14 protein-coding genes, 1 tRNA gene and 2 pseudogenes are annotated in these 15,659 nt (G+C 57.3%); 10 read left to right on the forward strand and 7 right to left on the reverse strand.

All coding sequences use genetic code 11. The features are described from left to right. Window positions 1–7: 7 nt before the first annotated feature. Window positions 8–574, reverse strand: a complete 567-nt coding sequence (locus I9H09_RS16240; protein ID WP_005887523.1) for a cysteine hydrolase family protein — start codon at window positions 572–574, stop codon at window positions 8–10. Window positions 575–687: 113 nt separating this feature from the next. Here I9H09_RS16240 and I9H09_RS16245 point away from each other — a divergent pair, with 113 nt between their 5' ends. Both I9H09_RS16245 and I9H09_RS16250 read left to right on the forward strand, forming a co-directional pair. Then, complete coding sequence (locus I9H09_RS16245) at window positions 688–1,437, forward strand: 3-oxoacyl-ACP reductase family protein (RefSeq protein WP_005887522.1); 750 nt, start codon at window positions 688–690, stop codon at window positions 1,435–1,437. Window positions 1,438–1,615: 178 nt separating this feature from the next. Then, window positions 1,616–1,705 (forward strand) — tRNA-Ser (locus I9H09_RS16250). Between the two features lie 287 nt (window positions 1,706–1,992). Here the strand turns inward: I9H09_RS16250 and I9H09_RS16255 are convergent. Continuing rightward, the gene (locus I9H09_RS16255) at window positions 1,993–2,457 is read right to left on the reverse strand and encodes a DUF3429 domain-containing protein (RefSeq protein ID WP_122312723.1); all 465 of its coding nucleotides are present in this window, start codon (window positions 2,455–2,457) and stop codon (window positions 1,993–1,995) included. A 527-nt stretch (window positions 2,458–2,984) separates the two neighbouring features. Next, window positions 2,985–3,242 (reverse strand): DUF1652 domain-containing protein, encoded by a 258-nt coding sequence (locus tag I9H09_RS16260; RefSeq protein WP_005887520.1) that lies wholly within the window; start codon window positions 3,240–3,242, stop codon window positions 2,985–2,987. Window positions 3,243–3,420: 178 nt separating this feature from the next. On the opposite strand from I9H09_RS16260, the pseudogene I9H09_RS16265 reads away from it, so the two are divergent. The 3 genes and pseudogenes from I9H09_RS16265 to I9H09_RS16275 all read left to right on the forward strand — a co-directional run bounded on the left by I9H09_RS16265 (window position 3,421) and on the right by I9H09_RS16275 (window position 5,161). Next, window positions 3,421–3,923, forward strand: a pseudogene (locus I9H09_RS16265) (cupin domain-containing protein). A gap of 272 nt (window positions 3,924–4,195) precedes the next feature. Next, a complete protein-coding gene (locus I9H09_RS16270; RefSeq protein ID WP_053931334.1) occupies window positions 4,196–4,726 on the forward strand; it encodes a hypothetical protein in 531 nt (176 codons plus the stop codon). Between the two features lie 66 nt (window positions 4,727–4,792). Then, window positions 4,793–5,161, forward strand: a complete 369-nt coding sequence (locus I9H09_RS16275; protein WP_005887516.1) for a c-type cytochrome — start codon at window positions 4,793–4,795, stop codon at window positions 5,159–5,161. Between the two features lie 52 nt (window positions 5,162–5,213). Here I9H09_RS16275 and I9H09_RS16280 read toward each other — a convergent pair whose 3' ends face one another. Next, window positions 5,214–5,381, reverse strand: coding sequence for a DUF6021 family protein (locus I9H09_RS16280; protein ID WP_005887515.1), 168 nt, complete (start codon window positions 5,379–5,381; stop codon window positions 5,214–5,216). A gap of 150 nt (window positions 5,382–5,531) precedes the next feature. Here I9H09_RS16280 and I9H09_RS16285 point away from each other — a divergent pair, with 150 nt between their 5' ends. Beyond that, entirely contained in the window at window positions 5,532–5,951 is a 420-nt protein-coding gene (locus I9H09_RS16285; protein ID WP_122346930.1) for a DUF4124 domain-containing protein, read from the forward strand. A 1-nt stretch (window position 5,952) separates the two neighbouring features. Here the strand turns inward: I9H09_RS16285 and I9H09_RS16290 are convergent, their stop codons facing one another. Further along, on the reverse strand, window positions 5,953–6,282 hold the full coding sequence (locus tag I9H09_RS16290; RefSeq protein ID WP_005887512.1) for an EthD family reductase: 330 nt from the start codon (window positions 6,280–6,282) through the stop codon (window positions 5,953–5,955). A gap of 158 nt (window positions 6,283–6,440) precedes the next feature. On the opposite strand from I9H09_RS16290, the gene I9H09_RS16295 reads away from it, so the two are divergent. The 3 genes from I9H09_RS16295 to I9H09_RS16305 all read left to right on the forward strand — a co-directional run bounded on the left by I9H09_RS16295 (window position 6,441) and on the right by I9H09_RS16305 (window position 8,620). After that, window positions 6,441–6,734, forward strand: a complete 294-nt coding sequence (locus I9H09_RS16295) for a DUF6388 family protein (protein WP_005887510.1) — start codon at window positions 6,441–6,443, stop codon at window positions 6,732–6,734. A 100-nt stretch (window positions 6,735–6,834) separates the two neighbouring features. Then, complete coding sequence (locus I9H09_RS16300; RefSeq protein WP_024690336.1) at window positions 6,835–7,524, forward strand: crotonase/enoyl-CoA hydratase family protein; 690 nt, start codon at window positions 6,835–6,837, stop codon at window positions 7,522–7,524. Between the two features lie 124 nt (window positions 7,525–7,648). Beyond that, window positions 7,649–8,620: a magnesium and cobalt transport protein CorA gene (locus I9H09_RS16305; RefSeq protein ID WP_005887508.1), complete on the forward strand. Its 972-nt coding sequence runs from the start codon at window positions 7,649–7,651 to the stop codon at window positions 8,618–8,620. 35 nt (window positions 8,621–8,655) lie between these two features. Here I9H09_RS16305 and I9H09_RS16310 read toward each other — a convergent pair. Beyond that, a pseudogene (locus I9H09_RS16310) lies at window positions 8,656–9,273 on the reverse strand (amidotransferase); the annotation flags it as partial. A 67-nt stretch (window positions 9,274–9,340) separates the two neighbouring features. Here I9H09_RS16310 and I9H09_RS16315 point away from each other — a divergent pair. After that, window positions 9,341–10,503 (forward strand): IS3 family transposase gene (locus I9H09_RS16315; RefSeq protein WP_122346372.1). Its coding sequence is split into 2 segments (ribosomal slippage): window positions 9,341–9,596 and window positions 9,596–10,503, totalling 1,164 coding nucleotides; the frame shifts between segments, so codons are not numbered across the junction. 152 nt (window positions 10,504–10,655) lie between these two features. On the opposite strand, the gene I9H09_RS16320 is transcribed toward I9H09_RS16315, so the two are convergent. Then, window positions 10,656–15,512 carry an NAD-glutamate dehydrogenase gene (locus I9H09_RS16320; RefSeq protein WP_122347598.1) on the reverse strand — a complete coding sequence of 1,619 codons (4,857 nt, stop codon included), beginning with the start codon at window positions 15,510–15,512 and terminating at the stop codon, window positions 10,656–10,658. Window positions 15,513–15,659: the final 147 nt, after the last annotated feature.

The following is a 15,659-nucleotide window of genomic DNA, read 5'->3' on the forward strand; positions in this document are numbered from 1 at the left end:
GAAGCGCTTATTCTCCAGTGACGGACTGAAGAATCTGCGCCGTGGACAAGACCGTGGCGTATTCGCCGTGCAGATTGGCCAGAGACATCGCATGCACCTCTTCGGCACTGCGCGGCGTGCCGAAGAAGTCCTTTTGGTCGAAGGTGAAACAGGCGTCATGCGCCACCACCACCTCAAAGCCCAGATTGCCACCGCTGCGCGCAGTAGATTCGACGGAGTTGTTGGTCACCACGCCCGCGATCACCACCTGCCTGATCCCGTCAGAACGCAGCCACATCTCCAGAAACGACCCGCAAAATGCGTCAGGCACCTGCTTGCTCAGCTCACGCTCATCGGCGTTTGGCAGAAATGCCGATTGATACTCGACGCCAGACTGCTCAGGCCAGAACACCGACTCAGGCGATGTCGAAAAATGTCGCACGTGGATCACCGGACGTCCGCAATGCCGCCAAGCGTCAAGCAGCGCGCTGATATGCGTCTCTGCCTGCGGGTTATTGCGCCGCCCGAGCTTGGGGTGATTGATGCCCTGTTGCAGGTCGATCAGGATCAACGCGCAGTTGCCTTGAATATCCATGATGAATCAGTCCGAACTTTTGGTTCAGCAAGACTATCGCAATCAGGGTCTATTCTGGTCGCAATCGTCGACAAGCCAAGGCTTGCCCGAGACCGGCCCAACAGGAGAACACCATGATCGAACACCTCAAACTCGCTGGCAAAGTAGCGCTGGTGCAAGGCGGCTCACGTGGCATCGGTGCAGCCATCGTGCGGCGACTGGCCAAAGACGGCGCCGCAGTGGCATTTACCTATGCCAACTCCGAAGTCAATGCGCTGGAAATTCAAGACAGCATCAATGCCAACGGCGGAAGAGCACTGGCTATTCATGCCGACAGCGCTGACGAGAAAGCTCTGCGCCAGGCGGTGCAGACCACCGCCGAAACCCTTGGCAGGCTGGACATCCTGGTTAATAACGCAGGCGTGCTGGCGATTGCCCCGCTCAACGAATTCAGCATGGAGGATTTTGACAGGACGCTGGCCATCAACGTGCGCAGCGTGTTCATCGCCAGTCAGGAAGCCGCCCGGCATATGGAGGAAGGCAGCCGTATCATCAACATCGGCAGCACCAACGCCGACCGCATGCCCTTTGCCGGCGGCGCGACCTATGCCATGAGCAAATCGGCCCTGATCGGTCTCACCAAAGGCATGGCCCGCGACCTCGGTCCGCAAGGCATCACCGTCAACAACGTACAGCCCGGCCCGGTCGACACCGACATGAACCCGGCGCAAGGCGAATTCGCCGAAAGCCTGAAAGCGCTGATGGCGCTCCCCCGCTACGGCACAAGCGAAGAAATCGCCAGCTTTGTTGCCTACCTCGCCGGCCCTGAAGCTGGCTTCATCACAGGCGCCAGCCTGACCATCGACGGCGGCTTCAGCGCCTGATCGCCCCGAGACAGGCGGCCCCATGAAACGGGGCCGCATCGCCTGCCTGAGCCATTTACTGGCGAATAAGCATTTATTTGCTTAACCACATGAAAAATCTGAAAAAAAGTTTTGCGTTAAGAAAAGCTTTCGACTACATTAGCGCGCCTCGGCAGACACAACGTTGTCGTCGGGATACGGTGAGGTGTCCGAGTGGCTTAAGGAGCACGCCTGGAAAGTGTGTATACAAGAAATTGTATCGAGGGTTCGAATCCCTCCTTCACCGCCATATTTGAAACACACAAAACCCCTGAATTCATTGAAGAATTTCAGGGGTTTTGTGGTTTCTGGGGTCTGAAAGATTCAATCAAACTGCTGAAGTGCTCAGGATTGGGGGCGACCCTGTATGTTTCAGCAGTCGCTTTTGCATCGCGAGACTGCAGTGAGATCCCGAGAAACTCGCCGCCTTTGACGCTCCATTTCAAGCACCTCAGCCGATGCACATTCCCCGACGCTGACAGTAATTCGCCAAGCACCTGAAGCTTGCCCTGGCCCCACTGCCAGGCACAGGAGACTTCACGAGTGAAGCGCCTCAACTATCGCGGCAAGCAATAAGCAGGCGCTAGCCACTAGGGTAAGCCGCAACCGCATCGGCAGGTACCAGGCGGGCAAGCTAATAATCCGCAACAGCCGTCTGTCCTGCCGGAGGTGGGCAACTAAGCCGATGACCAACAGCAAGCAACCCAATGGCATTGGCAATAACGTGGCAATCCAGGCAATAAGCGCAGGAATGATACTCCAGACGAACCGGGCGCTTCTCTGCTCGGCACTCATGTCTTGCGCGGTCATGGCGAAACCCCAGTGCAAGGCTCCGACGAAGCTCAGGATAACTGCACCATAGTTAACTAGCGCAATCGCAATCAACGGCCGATAGTCGAGAGAGAACGGGATCAGCAGCGCTAGAAAAATAAACGGCAACAGACCGCCATAACCCAGCAGTCTGACGTGCTTTGGCAGAGAGGTTGAAGGTAACGCGTTCATTTGTATTCCTTGCAGTGAGCGAAACTCAGGGCTGAAGATCCAAAAAAAGGCTTCAGACCCGCTCCAAAATCTTCCAACTGGTTAGTTGATGGTGATGATGATATCAGGGCTGATTGCTTTCTCGGTTTACAGTTTCTCTGAAGCCTTCTGGCGCAGAATCAACATAGCGGTGCCGAGAGTACCAAGACCGTACGATGCCGGTAATGACATCTAGCAGGGTATGCGGGATAAAGAAACTCTATGAGAGTGGCGAGTTTTACTGGCGCCAGTGTCCCCAAGTCAGTGAGTTATCAACGATGTCGATTGAGGCACTGAACTCGTCCTGCATGTGCTCGAGAACCCTATCAAGGCTCGGGTAGGCTTTAGAGCCTCGCAACGTGGTAACCCGCTGGAGTAGTTCTCTTCCTTCGGCCACCGGCATCTGGATGTCGCAGTACACGGTGTCATCTGACTACTACAACTGTCTCAGCACACTCGCCTGTTTCCAGGCATACCTCAAGCTCGGTGCTGGAATGTCCGCTCCCGCCCTACGCCAGTCGGCGCATGGACAATTCCATCTGCCCCATGAGGTCTCTCTGCTCTCTCAGGGACAGCACCAGCCGCGCGATGGATCTGCTGCTTTCTACCTCGGAAAAAGACAGCCCCATCACGTATAACTGGATATCGCCTGATTGAGGGTGCAGAAGCTTCACTGAGAAGGTTTCATTCGACGCTACGACGCACTCGCACCGGGAAGGCAGAAAAGCTGTTTCAAGAACTCGCTGAATATCGGTTTTTGAAAACATGGTGCGTCCTCTGAAAAGGGCCAAATCGTGATGTGAAGTGTAGACGAGTTTTATGCCAATAGGTTTCCGAACTGCGCAACTACAGCAGGCTGTTTTGGCTGATCAAGGCACTGGCTTGTAACGCATCACCCTCTCTGGTCTAAAGTACTCTCTCCTGAACTCTCAGAGCCTCGACGACATGAATGAACGCGCACGTGACTTGGCGTCTCGTCTGATCCGCAACTTCAATGAGGCGCCACTCGCACAGGAAATTCGCGAGCCGCTGTATGAAAGCGCAGCTGCCCGCCTCGGCACGGGAACCGCTGCGCAAAAGCTTGGGGCCTCGATTGACGTTGTCGCGCCAGGCAAACGCTCGTGCCCTTATCACTTTCATCATGCGCAGGAGGAAATGTTCGTGATCATCGAGGGCGAAGGCAGTTTGCGTGTCGCAGGCGAGCTGCTGCCAATCAAGACGGGCGACATCGTGTTCATCCCGCCAGGCGCTGAATACCCTCACCAGATCATCAATACTTCGCAGGCACCGCTGAAATACCTGTCATCAGCACGCGGGAGACGCCGGAGGTGTGTGAATACCCGGACTCAGGCAAGTATCAGGCGATGGTTTCAGCCAACGGAACCCGAGTGTTCAGCGCCAACCAGCGGACCTCTGAAAACCTTGATTACTGGGACGGCGAACCCTGATTTCAATTGTTTTAAATTTGTATCAGGCAGTTCACGCTTTTTTCACGTTCGCGGGTTTATTGTTAACTCAATTCCCAGCAAGACCTTAAGCCCGCTACCCCCCATCGCGGGCTTTTCTTTGTCCGCAATTTGAGCACGACCTCTTTGCCATGCGCCTCACAGGTTTTGGTATACACCGCACACGACGGCTCTCGCATGCGTCGGGCAGATAGGGAACATCCAGCAGAAAACGATTTCCAAGCCCTGTCCATTCAGATGAAAACCCTGCAAACATGAAAAAAACCCTGAAAATGCTGGCCCTCACCGTTGCGTGCATGGCAGGTGCTCCGGCCTATGCCGCGTGTCAAATGGCCCCTGTCGCCTACGACATGCCATCGCAACGCCTGGACGAGGCGCTGCAGCAACTGGCTCATCGCTCCGGATGCCCGATCAACGTCAATCTCGGCGCGGACAGCAGCAAAAAAGTGAAAAAATTCAAAGGCACATTCACTCCGGATCAGGCTCTTTGGCTGGTGTTGAAAAAGACCGGGCTGGAAGGCTACCTCGAGAACAATGGCCTGACGGTTGATCGACGCGGGCAGGAATTTGTCCACACCCGTGCGCAAGAGCTTCGCCAGTCAATCGACGCGGCGGGCGTACGAATGGAAGCCAGAAAAAAGAAACGTTTTCTCCATCAACTGGACAGTCTCGAGGCCGGAGCGAAAAAGCTGGTGCTCGAACAGAGTTTCGTCAGTGCAGCCGAGATGGCGAGTTACAAGCGTGACTTCGATGAACTGGCGAGTCAGGTGCCTGCCAGCAAGTGAGCGGAAGAAAACTGCGTTAAGATTCGCCGCTTTTGACCAAATGGCCGGATGCGCGAGGGGGTATGGATGAAAAAGACGGCGTTATTGGTGTTGGCCTTGATGCTGCACTCGCCTGCACAAGGTGCAGGGGATGCGGAAGCCGGCAAAGCGGTCTTTACGCGGCTGTGCTCCGGCTGCCACAAGATAGGCCCTTCAGCACGCAGCGCTTTTGGCCCGCCACTGAACGGCATCATTGGTCGGCAGGCGGGGCAGCAGGAAGGCTATGTCTATACCGACGCAATGAAAAATTCCGGGGTGGTCTGGAATCGAGAAGAATTGCGCACCTACATCAAGGACCCCAGCGAGGTCGTGCCTGGTACGCGGATGAAACTATGGTGGATGGGCAGCGATGAAAAAATGGAAGATCTGCTCGAATACCTGGATGCAAACAAGTAGCAAAAGCCGGAAAACGAATTGCCCTCGGTGCTCACCAAGGGCAATCGGTCAATTACTTGTCGGGCGTGTATGGAGGGTAGTCATCCTTGCTGCCCTTATCACTGGCCGGAGTCTTTGCAGGCTCGGTCGGGTCGATTTGCGGGTCTTTGGTCTTCGGTGACTCTTCATCAAAGCCCGGATGATTCTTGTCTTCGTTGTTGCCTGGCGGTGTGCCGGTCATATGCGCCTCCACTGTTGAAATTCAGAACCTGATGTTCAGAAAGCAAATCGGTATAACCGTGCGACGCGACTGACGAACGGCCCCTTGCAGCAAGAGGGTCTGGCGACACCTGGAAGCAACTGGTAGCCTTGCGCCATATAGGGAGAAACCATGAAAAGGCTTTCAATCACACTTGCCTTGGCAGCCTTGGTGGCTGCGAACACTGCGCACAGCGAGATATTCAAATGCACGTCGCCGCAGGGCAAGGTGAGCTATGCGTCGATCCCCTGCGATGAAACTGCACAAAGCGCGCTGCAGCGTCAGGGGCCGCCGAACATACGGCGCGAGGGCGAGCCGCTGGATTACGTGCACAAGACCAACCTCAAGGCCACTGAATACCTGAAGGTCGGCGGTCGCACTCGTGTGACAGTGTACGAAACGGAGCGCTACAAGGCCTATCAGCGAAACCGCCCTCCAGCACCGAACGTGCCTTCGCAATGTCAGAGCCCGCTCTACAACAGTCAGTGCTTCGATCCTTCGGGCGGCATGTCCTCAAAAAAACAAACGGCTCGCCAGGATGGCGCCCGGTAACTTACTGAGCGTTTTTGACCTCTGCACGCACTTCACTTATCTGTATCTCGGGGATCAGGTCGGTGTAGTTGATAATGTCGCCATTAATCCGCTTTGAGTGCGGCCCCATCCCGGCTTCGAAGTCTTCGATGGAATCGCAATAGATATGGCACATGGCGATGTACGCTGGGTCCGAACCTGGCGTAGCACCACCGATACCTCTGTCGACACTGTAGCCCTTGCAGTAGTCACCCATCAGTTCCTGCACCAGTGGCAAGTGGTTGTCGCGATAGTAATCATGGTTGAAACGGGCGCCCTCTTCATACGCATACAGCACGCTGACTTTGATCATATCGATGTCCTCTTGATTGATTGGTCACAAATGCTCGGACCCTCTGGCGATTGTCGCGTTCAGCTGCTGACATCAATGAGCGGCTCGCGCACAATCACGCCGTCTTGTCGGGTCGCCCATCACCACGGCCCGGCCATCAAACAGTATGAGGAACAGGCATGAATACACTTGAGTGGAACGAGGCTGCGCTGGCGAAATACCTCGCGGCCCATCCGACCCTGAAAGATGAAATAAGCGTGCTGAGCCCCAAGGAGCAAAAGCAGCAATTGCAATGGGCATTCGAGGACGAGGCCGAGACGCAGGGCATCGAGCCGTGGGAGCTGGCACTGGAATTGATTGCCGAATCACCTGAACAGCTGAAAAGCATGCGTCTGGAGGCCCATGCCCAAGTGGCAGAAGCACTGGGCATGGAATGGGACGAGTATTGCGGCCTGAATGATATCCAGCCGTGAGCACATAAGCGCACGCGTTGTTTCGTGACCCGGCAGTCAGCGCTTTACCTCGTCTTTGTGGATGAGTAACGTCTGCTCACTTCAATAAAGGAATCACACCATGAGTGATCTGGTCTCGTACTCTCTGGACGACGGTGTCGCCACGCTGACCCTGAACAATGGCAAGGTCAATGCCATTTCTCCAGACATGATTGTTGCGTTCAATGCGGCCCTGGATCAGGCGGAGAAGGACCGGGCAATCGTTATCCTGACCGGTCAGCCCGGTATTCTCTCGGGTGGCTACGACCTCAAGGTCATGACATCGAGTCCCGAAGCTGCCATCAACTTGGTCACTCAAGGCTCGACGCTCGCGCGGCGCATGCTGTCGCACCCCTTTCCGATCATCGTCGCGTGCCCCGGCCATGCCGTTGCCAAGGGCGCGTTTCTGCTGCTGTCCGCCGACTACCGGATAGGCGTTGCAGGCCCGTTCAGCATAGGGCTCAACGAAGTGCAGATCGGCATGACCATGCACCACGCCGGTATCGAACTGGCCCGCGATCGACTGCGTAAATCGGCTTTCAACCGCTCCGTGATCAATGCAGAGATGTTCGATCCGGAAGGCGCGATGGCCGCAGGCTTTCTGGACAAGGTAGTCAGCGTCGAAGAACTGCGGGACGCCGCTCTGGCGGTTGCTGGGCAAATGAAGAAAATCAATATGAGCGCGCACAGGAAGACCAAGCTAAAGGTCAGAAAAGCGCTGCTCGACACGCTTGAGACAGCCATTGAGCAGGACCGCCAGAACATGCTTTGATGCTCGACGCTGGCCCGCATGTGCGGGATTTTGCTTAACGGCGAACTCATCCGCATTTGATCAATCTGATCAGCACCGCGCATGAACCTTTGCGCCACTGACATATTGAAGAAGTGATAGCACCATGGGTCGAGTTGTTGCAGCAGCGGTATACAGCAAAGGCAAGAAAGTCCGCGATATCAGTCTGGAAGAAGGTGCTGCCTGGGCCGCCAAGCCTGAACACTTCGTATGGATCGGCCTGGAACAACCCAGCGCAGACGAACTGACCAGTCTGAAAGAGCAGTTCAACCTGCATGAACTGGCCCTTGAAGATGCGATGGAAGTTCACAGTCGCCCGAAGCTTGAAACCTTCGGCGACGCGCTGTTCATCGTGACCTACGCACCCGTTCGCGATAACGGCAAGCTGCTGTTCATCGAGACCCACATATTTGCCGGCAAGGGCTACATCATCACGTCGCGCAATGGCCACTCCAAGTCCTATGGGCTGGTGCGTCAGCGTTGCGAAGCCCGACCGCTGCTGCTGGAGCACGGCGAAGATTTCGTGCTCTACGCCCTGCTGGATTTTGTGACCGAGAACTATCAACCGGTAACCGAAGCCATCCACGCCGAGCTCGAGATGCTCGAGCAAAGCGTGATCGGCGGTTCATTGCGTGAGTCTGACATCCAGCACATTCATGCCCTGCGCCGCGACCTGCTGCGGATGCGTCGCTACGTGGCGCCGATGGTTGAAGTGGGCGAAGAACTGCAGCGCCTCAGTTTCCCTTTCATCGACAAGAACATGCGCCCCTACTTCCGCGATGTAGAGATTCACGTCAAGCGGCAGATGGAAGACCTGGGCAATTTGTGCGACATCGCCAGCCAGACCATAGAAATCGGCTTGCTGCTGGAGTCCTCGCGACAAAGCATCGTGCAGCGCAAGTTCGCTGGCTGGGCTGCGATTCTGGCCTTCCCGACGGCGATTGCCGGGATCTATGGCATGAACTTCGAGAACATGCCCGAGCTCACCTGGCACTACGGCTACTTCATCGTGCTGGGCGTGATCTTCGGTGGCTGCGCAGCGCTGTTCGCCAGTTTCAAACGGTCGGGATGGCTGTAGCGTGGAGCATCCATCGCTCGCAGATAAAGCTTGAATCAGGCCCGATCCTCGGGCCTGTGTGCCACAAAGCGCATCATCCATTCAGCCACAATCGCCCCGTGGTGGTCATGATCCAGGCTGGCAACACCCTGCCGATAGAGCTGCTCGCCCAGCGCCTCCTAGCGAAGCTCCAGCAAGCTGCGTGAAAAGTCGTGAATGAATTCAGGGTGTCCCTGGAAGCACAGCACTTGATCATTGATGTGATAGGCCGCAAACGGACAGAAATCACTGGACGCAATGACCGTCGCCTGCGCTGGCAGAGCCGTGACCTGATCCTGATGACTGATCAGCAGCGTAAGCCTGTCCATGCCCGGGGTCATCCACGGCCTGGCCGACGCCAGCTGATAGTGATGGATACCCACACCCCAGCCCTGCGCAGCCCGCTCGGTTCTGCCGCCCAGCAGCAAAGCCAGCAACTGGTGGCCGAAACAGATGCCCAGAAGTTTTTCGCCACGCTGATACAAGCCCAGCAAATAACCTTTCAAGACTTGAATCCAGGGGTCGGTGCCAAACGAATCGGCTTTGCTGCCAGTCACCAGGTAGGCGTCAAAGCGCTCGTTCTCAGCCGGATAGACACCCTGGACGACGTTGTATACCGACAACTCTGCAGCAATAGTGTAGTGGTCTAATGATTCCGGACACTCATTTAGGCGAGAATATCGCCAGATATAGAGGTGTCTGATGACCAAGCAACGCCGTACCTTCTCCGCTGAATTCAAACGTGAGGCCGCAGGCCTCGTGCTCGATCAAGGTTATAGCCATGTCGAAGCTTCTCGCTCGCTTGGAGTGGTCGAGTCTGCGCTGCGTCGCTGGGTTAGCCAGCTCCAGCAGGAGCGCAATGGCGTGACGCCTCAGAGCAAAGCCCTGACGCCCGAGCAGCAGAAAATTCAGGAGCTGGAAGCGCGCATCGCTCGTCTTGAGCGGGAGAAATCCATTTTAAAAAAGGCTACCGCGCTCTTGATGTCGGAAGAACACGAGCGCTTGCGCTGATCGATCAGCTAGGTGCCCATGAGCCGATCGAATTGCTGTGCGAGATGTTCGAGACACCTCGCTCGTGCTACTACGACCATTGCCAGCGGCGTCGGGCTCCAGACACCGAGCGGGTTCGTTTACTCAGTCGAGTCAATGAGCTGTTCGGGCAAAGTCGAAGCGCTGCTGGCAGCCGCAGTATCGTTTCGGTATTGCAGGAAGATGGCGAGCAAATTGGCCGGTTCAAGGTACGTGGCCTGATGCGGGAACTGGGATTAATCAGCAAGCAACCTGGCTCTCATGCTTATAAAAAAGCAACAGTGGAGAGGCCTGACATTCCGAACATTTTGAATCGGCAGTTCGATGTACCCGCGCCCAATCAGGTTTGGTGTGGCGACATCACCTACATCTGGGCGCAAGGAAAATGGCATTACCTGGCGGTGGTTATGGATCTTTATGCGCGTCGGGTGGTGGGCTGGGCGTTTTCAAACAAACCGGACACGGACTTGGTCATCAAGGCGCTGGACATGGCTTATGAGCAACGCGGCAAGCCTCAGGGCCTGCTGTTTCACTCAGATCAGGGCTCCCAATATGGGAGCCGACAGTTTCGCCAGCGGCTTTGGCGATACCGCATGCGCCAGAGCATGAGTCGCCGAGGTAATTGCTACGACAACTCGCCGATGGAGCGTGTATTCCGCAGCTTGAAAACCGAGTGGATACCCGCCGTGGGCTACATGACGGCCCAAGAGGCACAGCGGGATATCAGTCATTATCTGATGCATCGCTACAACTGGGTTCGGCCACACCAGTTCAATAATGGACTGGCACCCGCTCAGTACGAGAAAAAACTTAACGTCGTGTCCGGGATCAGTTGACCACTACATCCCCTTGCCGGGTGCGTAGAGGACTTGCGTGGCCACCACAGCCAAGCTGGTTGCGCTCAGGGCAACGCGCCATGCTTGGCGCACCACAAAAAAACCGCATCTCTCGATGCGGTTTTTTTAGGGACCTACCTGTTACAAGCGGATCAGACCGTGAGGCTCTGCCCGCTCATGGCCAGGTCCAGCAGTTCGCGGTTAGCGACAGCATACATGGCGTAGTCCGTGCCACTCGCGGCACGGAGCTCGACCAGCATGGCACGCCAGCGGTCGACCATCAGCGAATGCTGTTCCAGCCACAGGGCCAGACGCGCATCGATTTCCGATGGACCTTCCGCCATTTGCAGAACCGAAACAGTGATCGCCCGTTGCTGCCAGTCGACATCGTCGCGGAACGCTTCACGCGCCAGTGCCTGCCAGTTGTTTTCCACGGGCAGGCTGCTGATCTGCTGCAAGTACCAGGTAATGTCCAGCGCGCTGCCTACGGCGAAGTAAGCCTTGGCCACATCGGCAGCGTTCTGCCCGGTGACGTCGGAGGCTTCGATGATCGGCAACAGCGTGTACAGGTGAGTCGTACCGGCAACCATGCGCGCCAGCAATTCCGGCACACCGGCCTCGACATAAGCCTGATAACGCGCCTGCCAGACCTCACGTGTCGGCCCCTCCAACAGTTCGTCAAGCTTGAGACCCAGCGCGGCGAGGTGCGGACCGAAGTGCGCGACGTCACGTCCGGCATCCAGTTCGTTGCGACGGCTGCGCAAGAACCAGCGAGTGGCACGACGCCCCAGACGCATCAGCTCGTCCATCAGCGCCAGCTGGATTTCAGCCGGAACCTTGTAGTCCAGCGCCTCGATCTGACGGAACCAGTGCGGCAGGTGGAAGATGTCCCGCACGATCACGTAAGCACCCGCCACAGACGCCGCGCTCATGCCGGTCGACTCTTTGAGCCGCTGCACGAAGGTGATGCCCATGTGGTTGACCAGATCGTTGGCAATCTGGGTGCTGACGATTTCGCGCTTCAGGCGATGCCCACGCATGGCAGTGGAAAACCTGGCGCCCAGTGACGGCGGGAACGCGGTTTCCATGTCACGCGTCAGATAGTCATCATCCGGCACGCGGGATTCCAGCAACGCTTCCTTGAGATCGATCTTGCTGTAGGAAATCAGCACCGACAGCTCGGCGCGGCTCAGCCCCTGACCGGCCGCAATGCGCTCGGCGATCTGGTCTTCGGCGGGCAGAAACTCGATGGCACGGTCCAGCTTGCCACGCGCTTCAAGGTCATTCATCAGACGCTTGTATTCGGCAATCCGCTCATAGGCCCGGCGTGCAGCCAGCGACAACGCCTGCGTCTGCTTGTAGTTGTTGCCAAGTACCAGGTGGCCCACTTCGTCGGTCATGCTTTCGAGCAGTTGGTTACGCTGCTTCTCGGTCATGTCACCAGCCTGCACCACTTCGTTGAGCAGGATCTTGATGTTCACTTCGTGGTCGGAGCAGTCCACACCACCGGCGTTATCGATGAAGTCGGTGTTGGTCGCGCCGCCGTTCAGACCGAACTCGACACGGCCCAGTTGGGTCATGCCCAGGTTGCCGCCCTCACCCACTACCTTGCAGCGCAGCTCGTTGCCGTCGACACGCAGCGCGTCGTTGGCCTTGTCGCCCACATCGGCATGCGACTCTTCGCTGGACTTGACGTAAGTACCGATACCGCCGTTCCACAACAGATCGACTGGCGCCTTGAGCAGCGCGTGCAGCAGTTCGGTCGGGGTCAGCTTGTCAGCCTTGATGTCAAAACGCGCCTTCATCTGCTCGGTGATGGCGATGCTCTTGAGGCTGCGCGGGAAGATCCCGCCGCCGGCAGACATGATGCTGGTGTCGTAATCGGTCCAGGACGAACGCGGCAGATTGAACAGGCGCTCGCGCTCGGCGAAGCTGGTGACCGGGTCCGGGTTCGGGTCGATGAAGATGTGCAGATGGTTGAACGCTGCAACCAGTTGCAGCTTGTCGGACATCAGCAAGCCGTTGCCGAATACGTCACCGGCCATGTCGCCGATGCCGATCACACTGATGCTGTCCTGCTGGACATTGATGTCGCGTTCACGGAAGTGACGCTGCACACCGACCCACGCGCCCTTGGCAGTGATGCCCATCTTCTTGTGGTCGTAACCCGCCGAACCGCCGGACGCGAATGCATCACCCAGCCAGAATCCGTAATCGATGGCAATGCCATTGGCAATGTCCGAGAAGGTCGCGGTGCCCTTGTCGGCAGCCACCACCAGATACGGATCGTCGTCATCGTGGCGCACCACGTTGACCGGCGGTACCAGCACGCCTTCCTTGAGGTTGTCGGTGATGTCCAGCAAACCGGAAATGAAGATGCGGTAGCAGGCGATCGCTTCGGCCTGAATTTCATCACGGTTGCCAGTGGTCGGCAGGCGACGCGGCACGAAACCGCCCTTGGCGCCGACCGGCACGATGACCGAGTTTTTCACCTGCTGGGCTTTCACGAGACCAAGCACCTCGGTGCGGAAGTCTTCCTCGCGGTCCGACCAGCGCAGGCCGCCACGGGCCACATTACCGAAGCGCAGATGCACGCCCTCGACGCGCGGCGAATAGACGAAAATCTCGAACTTGGGTACAGGCTTTGGCAGCTCGGGGATCAGGCGCGGGTTGAACTTGAAGCTGAAATAGCTCTTGCTCTGCCCGTTTGCGTCCGCTTGATAGAAGTTGGTCCGCAGCGTTGCCTTGATCAGGTCCAGATAGCGACGCAGTATGCGGTCTTCGTTGAGCACCTGAACATCGTCCAGAGCGGTCAGAATGGCTTGTTCCAGACGCAATTGCTTGTCGTCCAGATCGTCCGAACCCAGCTTGCGGGCCAGGTAGAAACGGGTCTTGAACAGACGCGTCAGCTCGCGGGCGATGTCAGTGTGGTTATTGAGCGTGGTCGCAATGTAGCCCAAGTCGAAGCCCAGGCGAATCTGCTTCAGGTAGCGCGCATAGGCGCGCAGCAGAGCCACATCACGCCATGGCAGGCCGGCAGTCAGAACCAGTCGGTTGAACGCATCGTTTTCGGCGTCGCCGCTCACGATGTGCACAAATGCGTCCTGCAGGGTGTCATTAAGCTGCTGGATATCGAGGCTCAAACCTTCGCCGTAGGTGAAGGCGAAGTCGTGAATCCAGAACTCACGACCGTTGGCATGGTGCAGACGGTAAGGAAACTCGCCCAGCACGCGCAGGCCGAGGTTTTCAAGAATCGGCAACACGTCGGACAGCGCTAGCGGCGTGTCGGCGTGATACAGCTTGCAATGCAGCTGCTGACGACCACCGGCCAGCGGCTGGTAGAAACTCATCACCAGCGGGTTGGTTTCGCTGAGGCTAAGCACATGCTGCATGTCGACCACCGCCGAATGCGCCGCAAAGCGCTCGCGGTAGCCGGCGGGGAAGCCTTTCGGAAAATCAGCCAGTACGTTGGTGCCGTGGGCTTCGCCGAAGCTCTCTATGACCAGGCTGGCGTAGTCGTCTTTCCACGAACGGCAGGCCTGGATGACTTCGTTTTCCAGCTGGGCAACGTCGATTTCCAGATTGATCTTCGGGTCTACACGCAGGATCAACTGCACCCGCGCCAGCACCGACTCGGAGAAGAACGTCCAGAACTCGCAGTCGCTGGCCTTCAGACGATCCATCAATACCTGCTGGATCTTCTGACGCACTTCGGTGGAATAGACGTCGCGCGGTACATAGGCAAGGCAGTAGCAGAAACGACCGTACGGGTCTTTGCGCAGGAACACGCGGATCTTGTTGCGCTCCTGAATCTGCACGATGGACATGACCGTGGTGAACAGCTCGTCCACAGGTGTCTGGAACAGGTCGTCGCGTGGCAACACTTCGACCACCTGCGCCAGCTCCTTGCCCAAATGCGCCTTGGCATCGAAGCCGGAGCGGCGCTCGACCTCGGCAACCTTGCGGCGGATATACGGGATCTGCCGCACGCTTTCGCCGTACACCGACGAGGTGTAGAGGCCCATGAAGCGACATTCCTTGACGACTTTGCCAGAGGTGTCGATCTGCCGGATCGAGACGAAGTCAGGGTATGCCGGACGATGAACACGGCTCGGGTGCGCAGCCTTGGCAAACGACAGCAACACCGGCTCCTGCAGGTATTTCACCGCGTAGTCTTCGATGTGCAGCTCTTCTTGACTCAGCCCGGGACGCAGCAGCTTGGTGAGGCCCAGGAAAGAGGATTCTTCATACACCAGCTGGCCGCCATTGGCGTCGGTGCGCACTTCGAACTCTTCGTAACCCAGAAAGGTGAAGTGGTTGTCCACCAGCCAATCCAGGAAAACCTTGATCTCGGCCTTCTCTTCGACGTCGGTATTCGACTCATTGGCATCGATACTTGCCAGCAAATCGTGCAAACGCGCCTTCATCGGGCCGAAGTCTTCAACGGCAGCACGCACCTCGCCCAGCACCTGCTCAAGCTCGCGAGCCAGCACGTTCAACTCGCTGGCGTTGGAGCAGCGGTCGATCTCCAGATACATCAGAGACTCCTGCAGCACGTCCTCGCCTGTAGTGCCTTTGGGCAGCAGCTCGATCAGCTCGCCGCCAGCACCACGGCGCACGCTCAGCACAGTTGTCTGCAGGGTATGAATGCTGTAGCCGCGACGGTTCAGCTCGGTGCGGACGGAGTCGACCAGAAACGGCAGGTCATGATGCAGCACTTCGACGGCGGTGTGAGTCGATTGCCAGCCATGGCGCTCGTAATCAGGGTTGTAGACGCGTACCTGCGGATGAGCATGTTCGAAACGCTCGAGCAGACGCCAAGCAGACAAGGTGCAGCCTGCCAGGTCGGACAAGCGCCGCTGGGTGAGCTCGTCAAGGGAAATGATGCCGAAGAATTGCTCGGCAAACAGCGCCACTTGTGGCAGTGCCTGTTCGCTGATGTGCTGAGCCAGTGCCGCTTGCAGTTGATGCTGGAAGTCGGCCTTGCTGGCTGCGGTGAAGAACGCCATCTGTGGTACTCCGCTTTGGCTTTTATTGGGGAGGCTTGAAGAAGGTGTTGAGACCGGGGGTTTCTGCGCACTCAATTGCGTGGACCCTCCTGGTCGAGTGTAAGGCTAAAGTACTAACGCCCGCTGTGTCAGGGTAGTCACATTTGA

The organism is Pseudomonas tremae (genome assembly GCF_023278125.1).
In the GTDB taxonomy this organism is placed as follows: Bacteria; Pseudomonadota; Gammaproteobacteria; order Pseudomonadales; family Pseudomonadaceae; genus Aquipseudomonas; species Aquipseudomonas tremae.

Bases quoted from the DNA above. Each gene is read 5' to 3' on its own strand.
- I9H09_RS16285 (WP_122346930.1), top strand. From the start codon at position 5,532: ATGAAAAGGCTTTCAATCACACTTGCCTTGGCAGCCTTGGTGGCTGCG.
- I9H09_RS16240 (WP_005887523.1), bottom strand. From the start codon at position 574: ATGGATATTCAAGGCAACTGCGCGTTGATCCTGATCGACCTGCAACAG.
- I9H09_RS16305 (WP_005887508.1), top strand. From the start codon at position 7,649: ATGGGTCGAGTTGTTGCAGCAGCGGTATACAGCAAAGGCAAGAAAGTC.
- I9H09_RS16290 (WP_005887512.1), bottom strand. From the start codon at position 6,282: ATGATCAAAGTCAGCGTGCTGTATGCGTATGAAGAGGGCGCCCGTTTC.
- I9H09_RS16270 (WP_053931334.1), top strand. From the start codon at position 4,196: ATGAAAAAAACCCTGAAAATGCTGGCCCTCACCGTTGCGTGCATGGCA.
- I9H09_RS16255 (WP_122312723.1), bottom strand. From the start codon at position 2,457: ATGAACGCGTTACCTTCAACCTCTCTGCCAAAGCACGTCAGACTGCTG.
- I9H09_RS16275 (WP_005887516.1), top strand. From the start codon at position 4,793: ATGAAAAAGACGGCGTTATTGGTGTTGGCCTTGATGCTGCACTCGCCT.
- I9H09_RS16260 (WP_005887520.1), bottom strand. From the start codon at position 3,242: ATGTTTTCAAAAACCGATATTCAGCGAGTTCTTGAAACAGCTTTTCTG.
- I9H09_RS16320 (WP_122347598.1), bottom strand. From the start codon at position 15,512: ATGGCGTTCTTCACCGCAGCCAGCAAGGCCGACTTCCAGCATCAACTG.
- I9H09_RS16295 (WP_005887510.1), top strand. From the start codon at position 6,441: ATGAATACACTTGAGTGGAACGAGGCTGCGCTGGCGAAATACCTCGCG.
- I9H09_RS16280 (WP_005887515.1), bottom strand. From the start codon at position 5,381: ATGACCGGCACACCGCCAGGCAACAACGAAGACAAGAATCATCCGGGC.
- I9H09_RS16245 (WP_005887522.1), top strand. From the start codon at position 688: ATGATCGAACACCTCAAACTCGCTGGCAAAGTAGCGCTGGTGCAAGGC.
- I9H09_RS16300 (WP_024690336.1), top strand. From the start codon at position 6,835: ATGAGTGATCTGGTCTCGTACTCTCTGGACGACGGTGTCGCCACGCTG.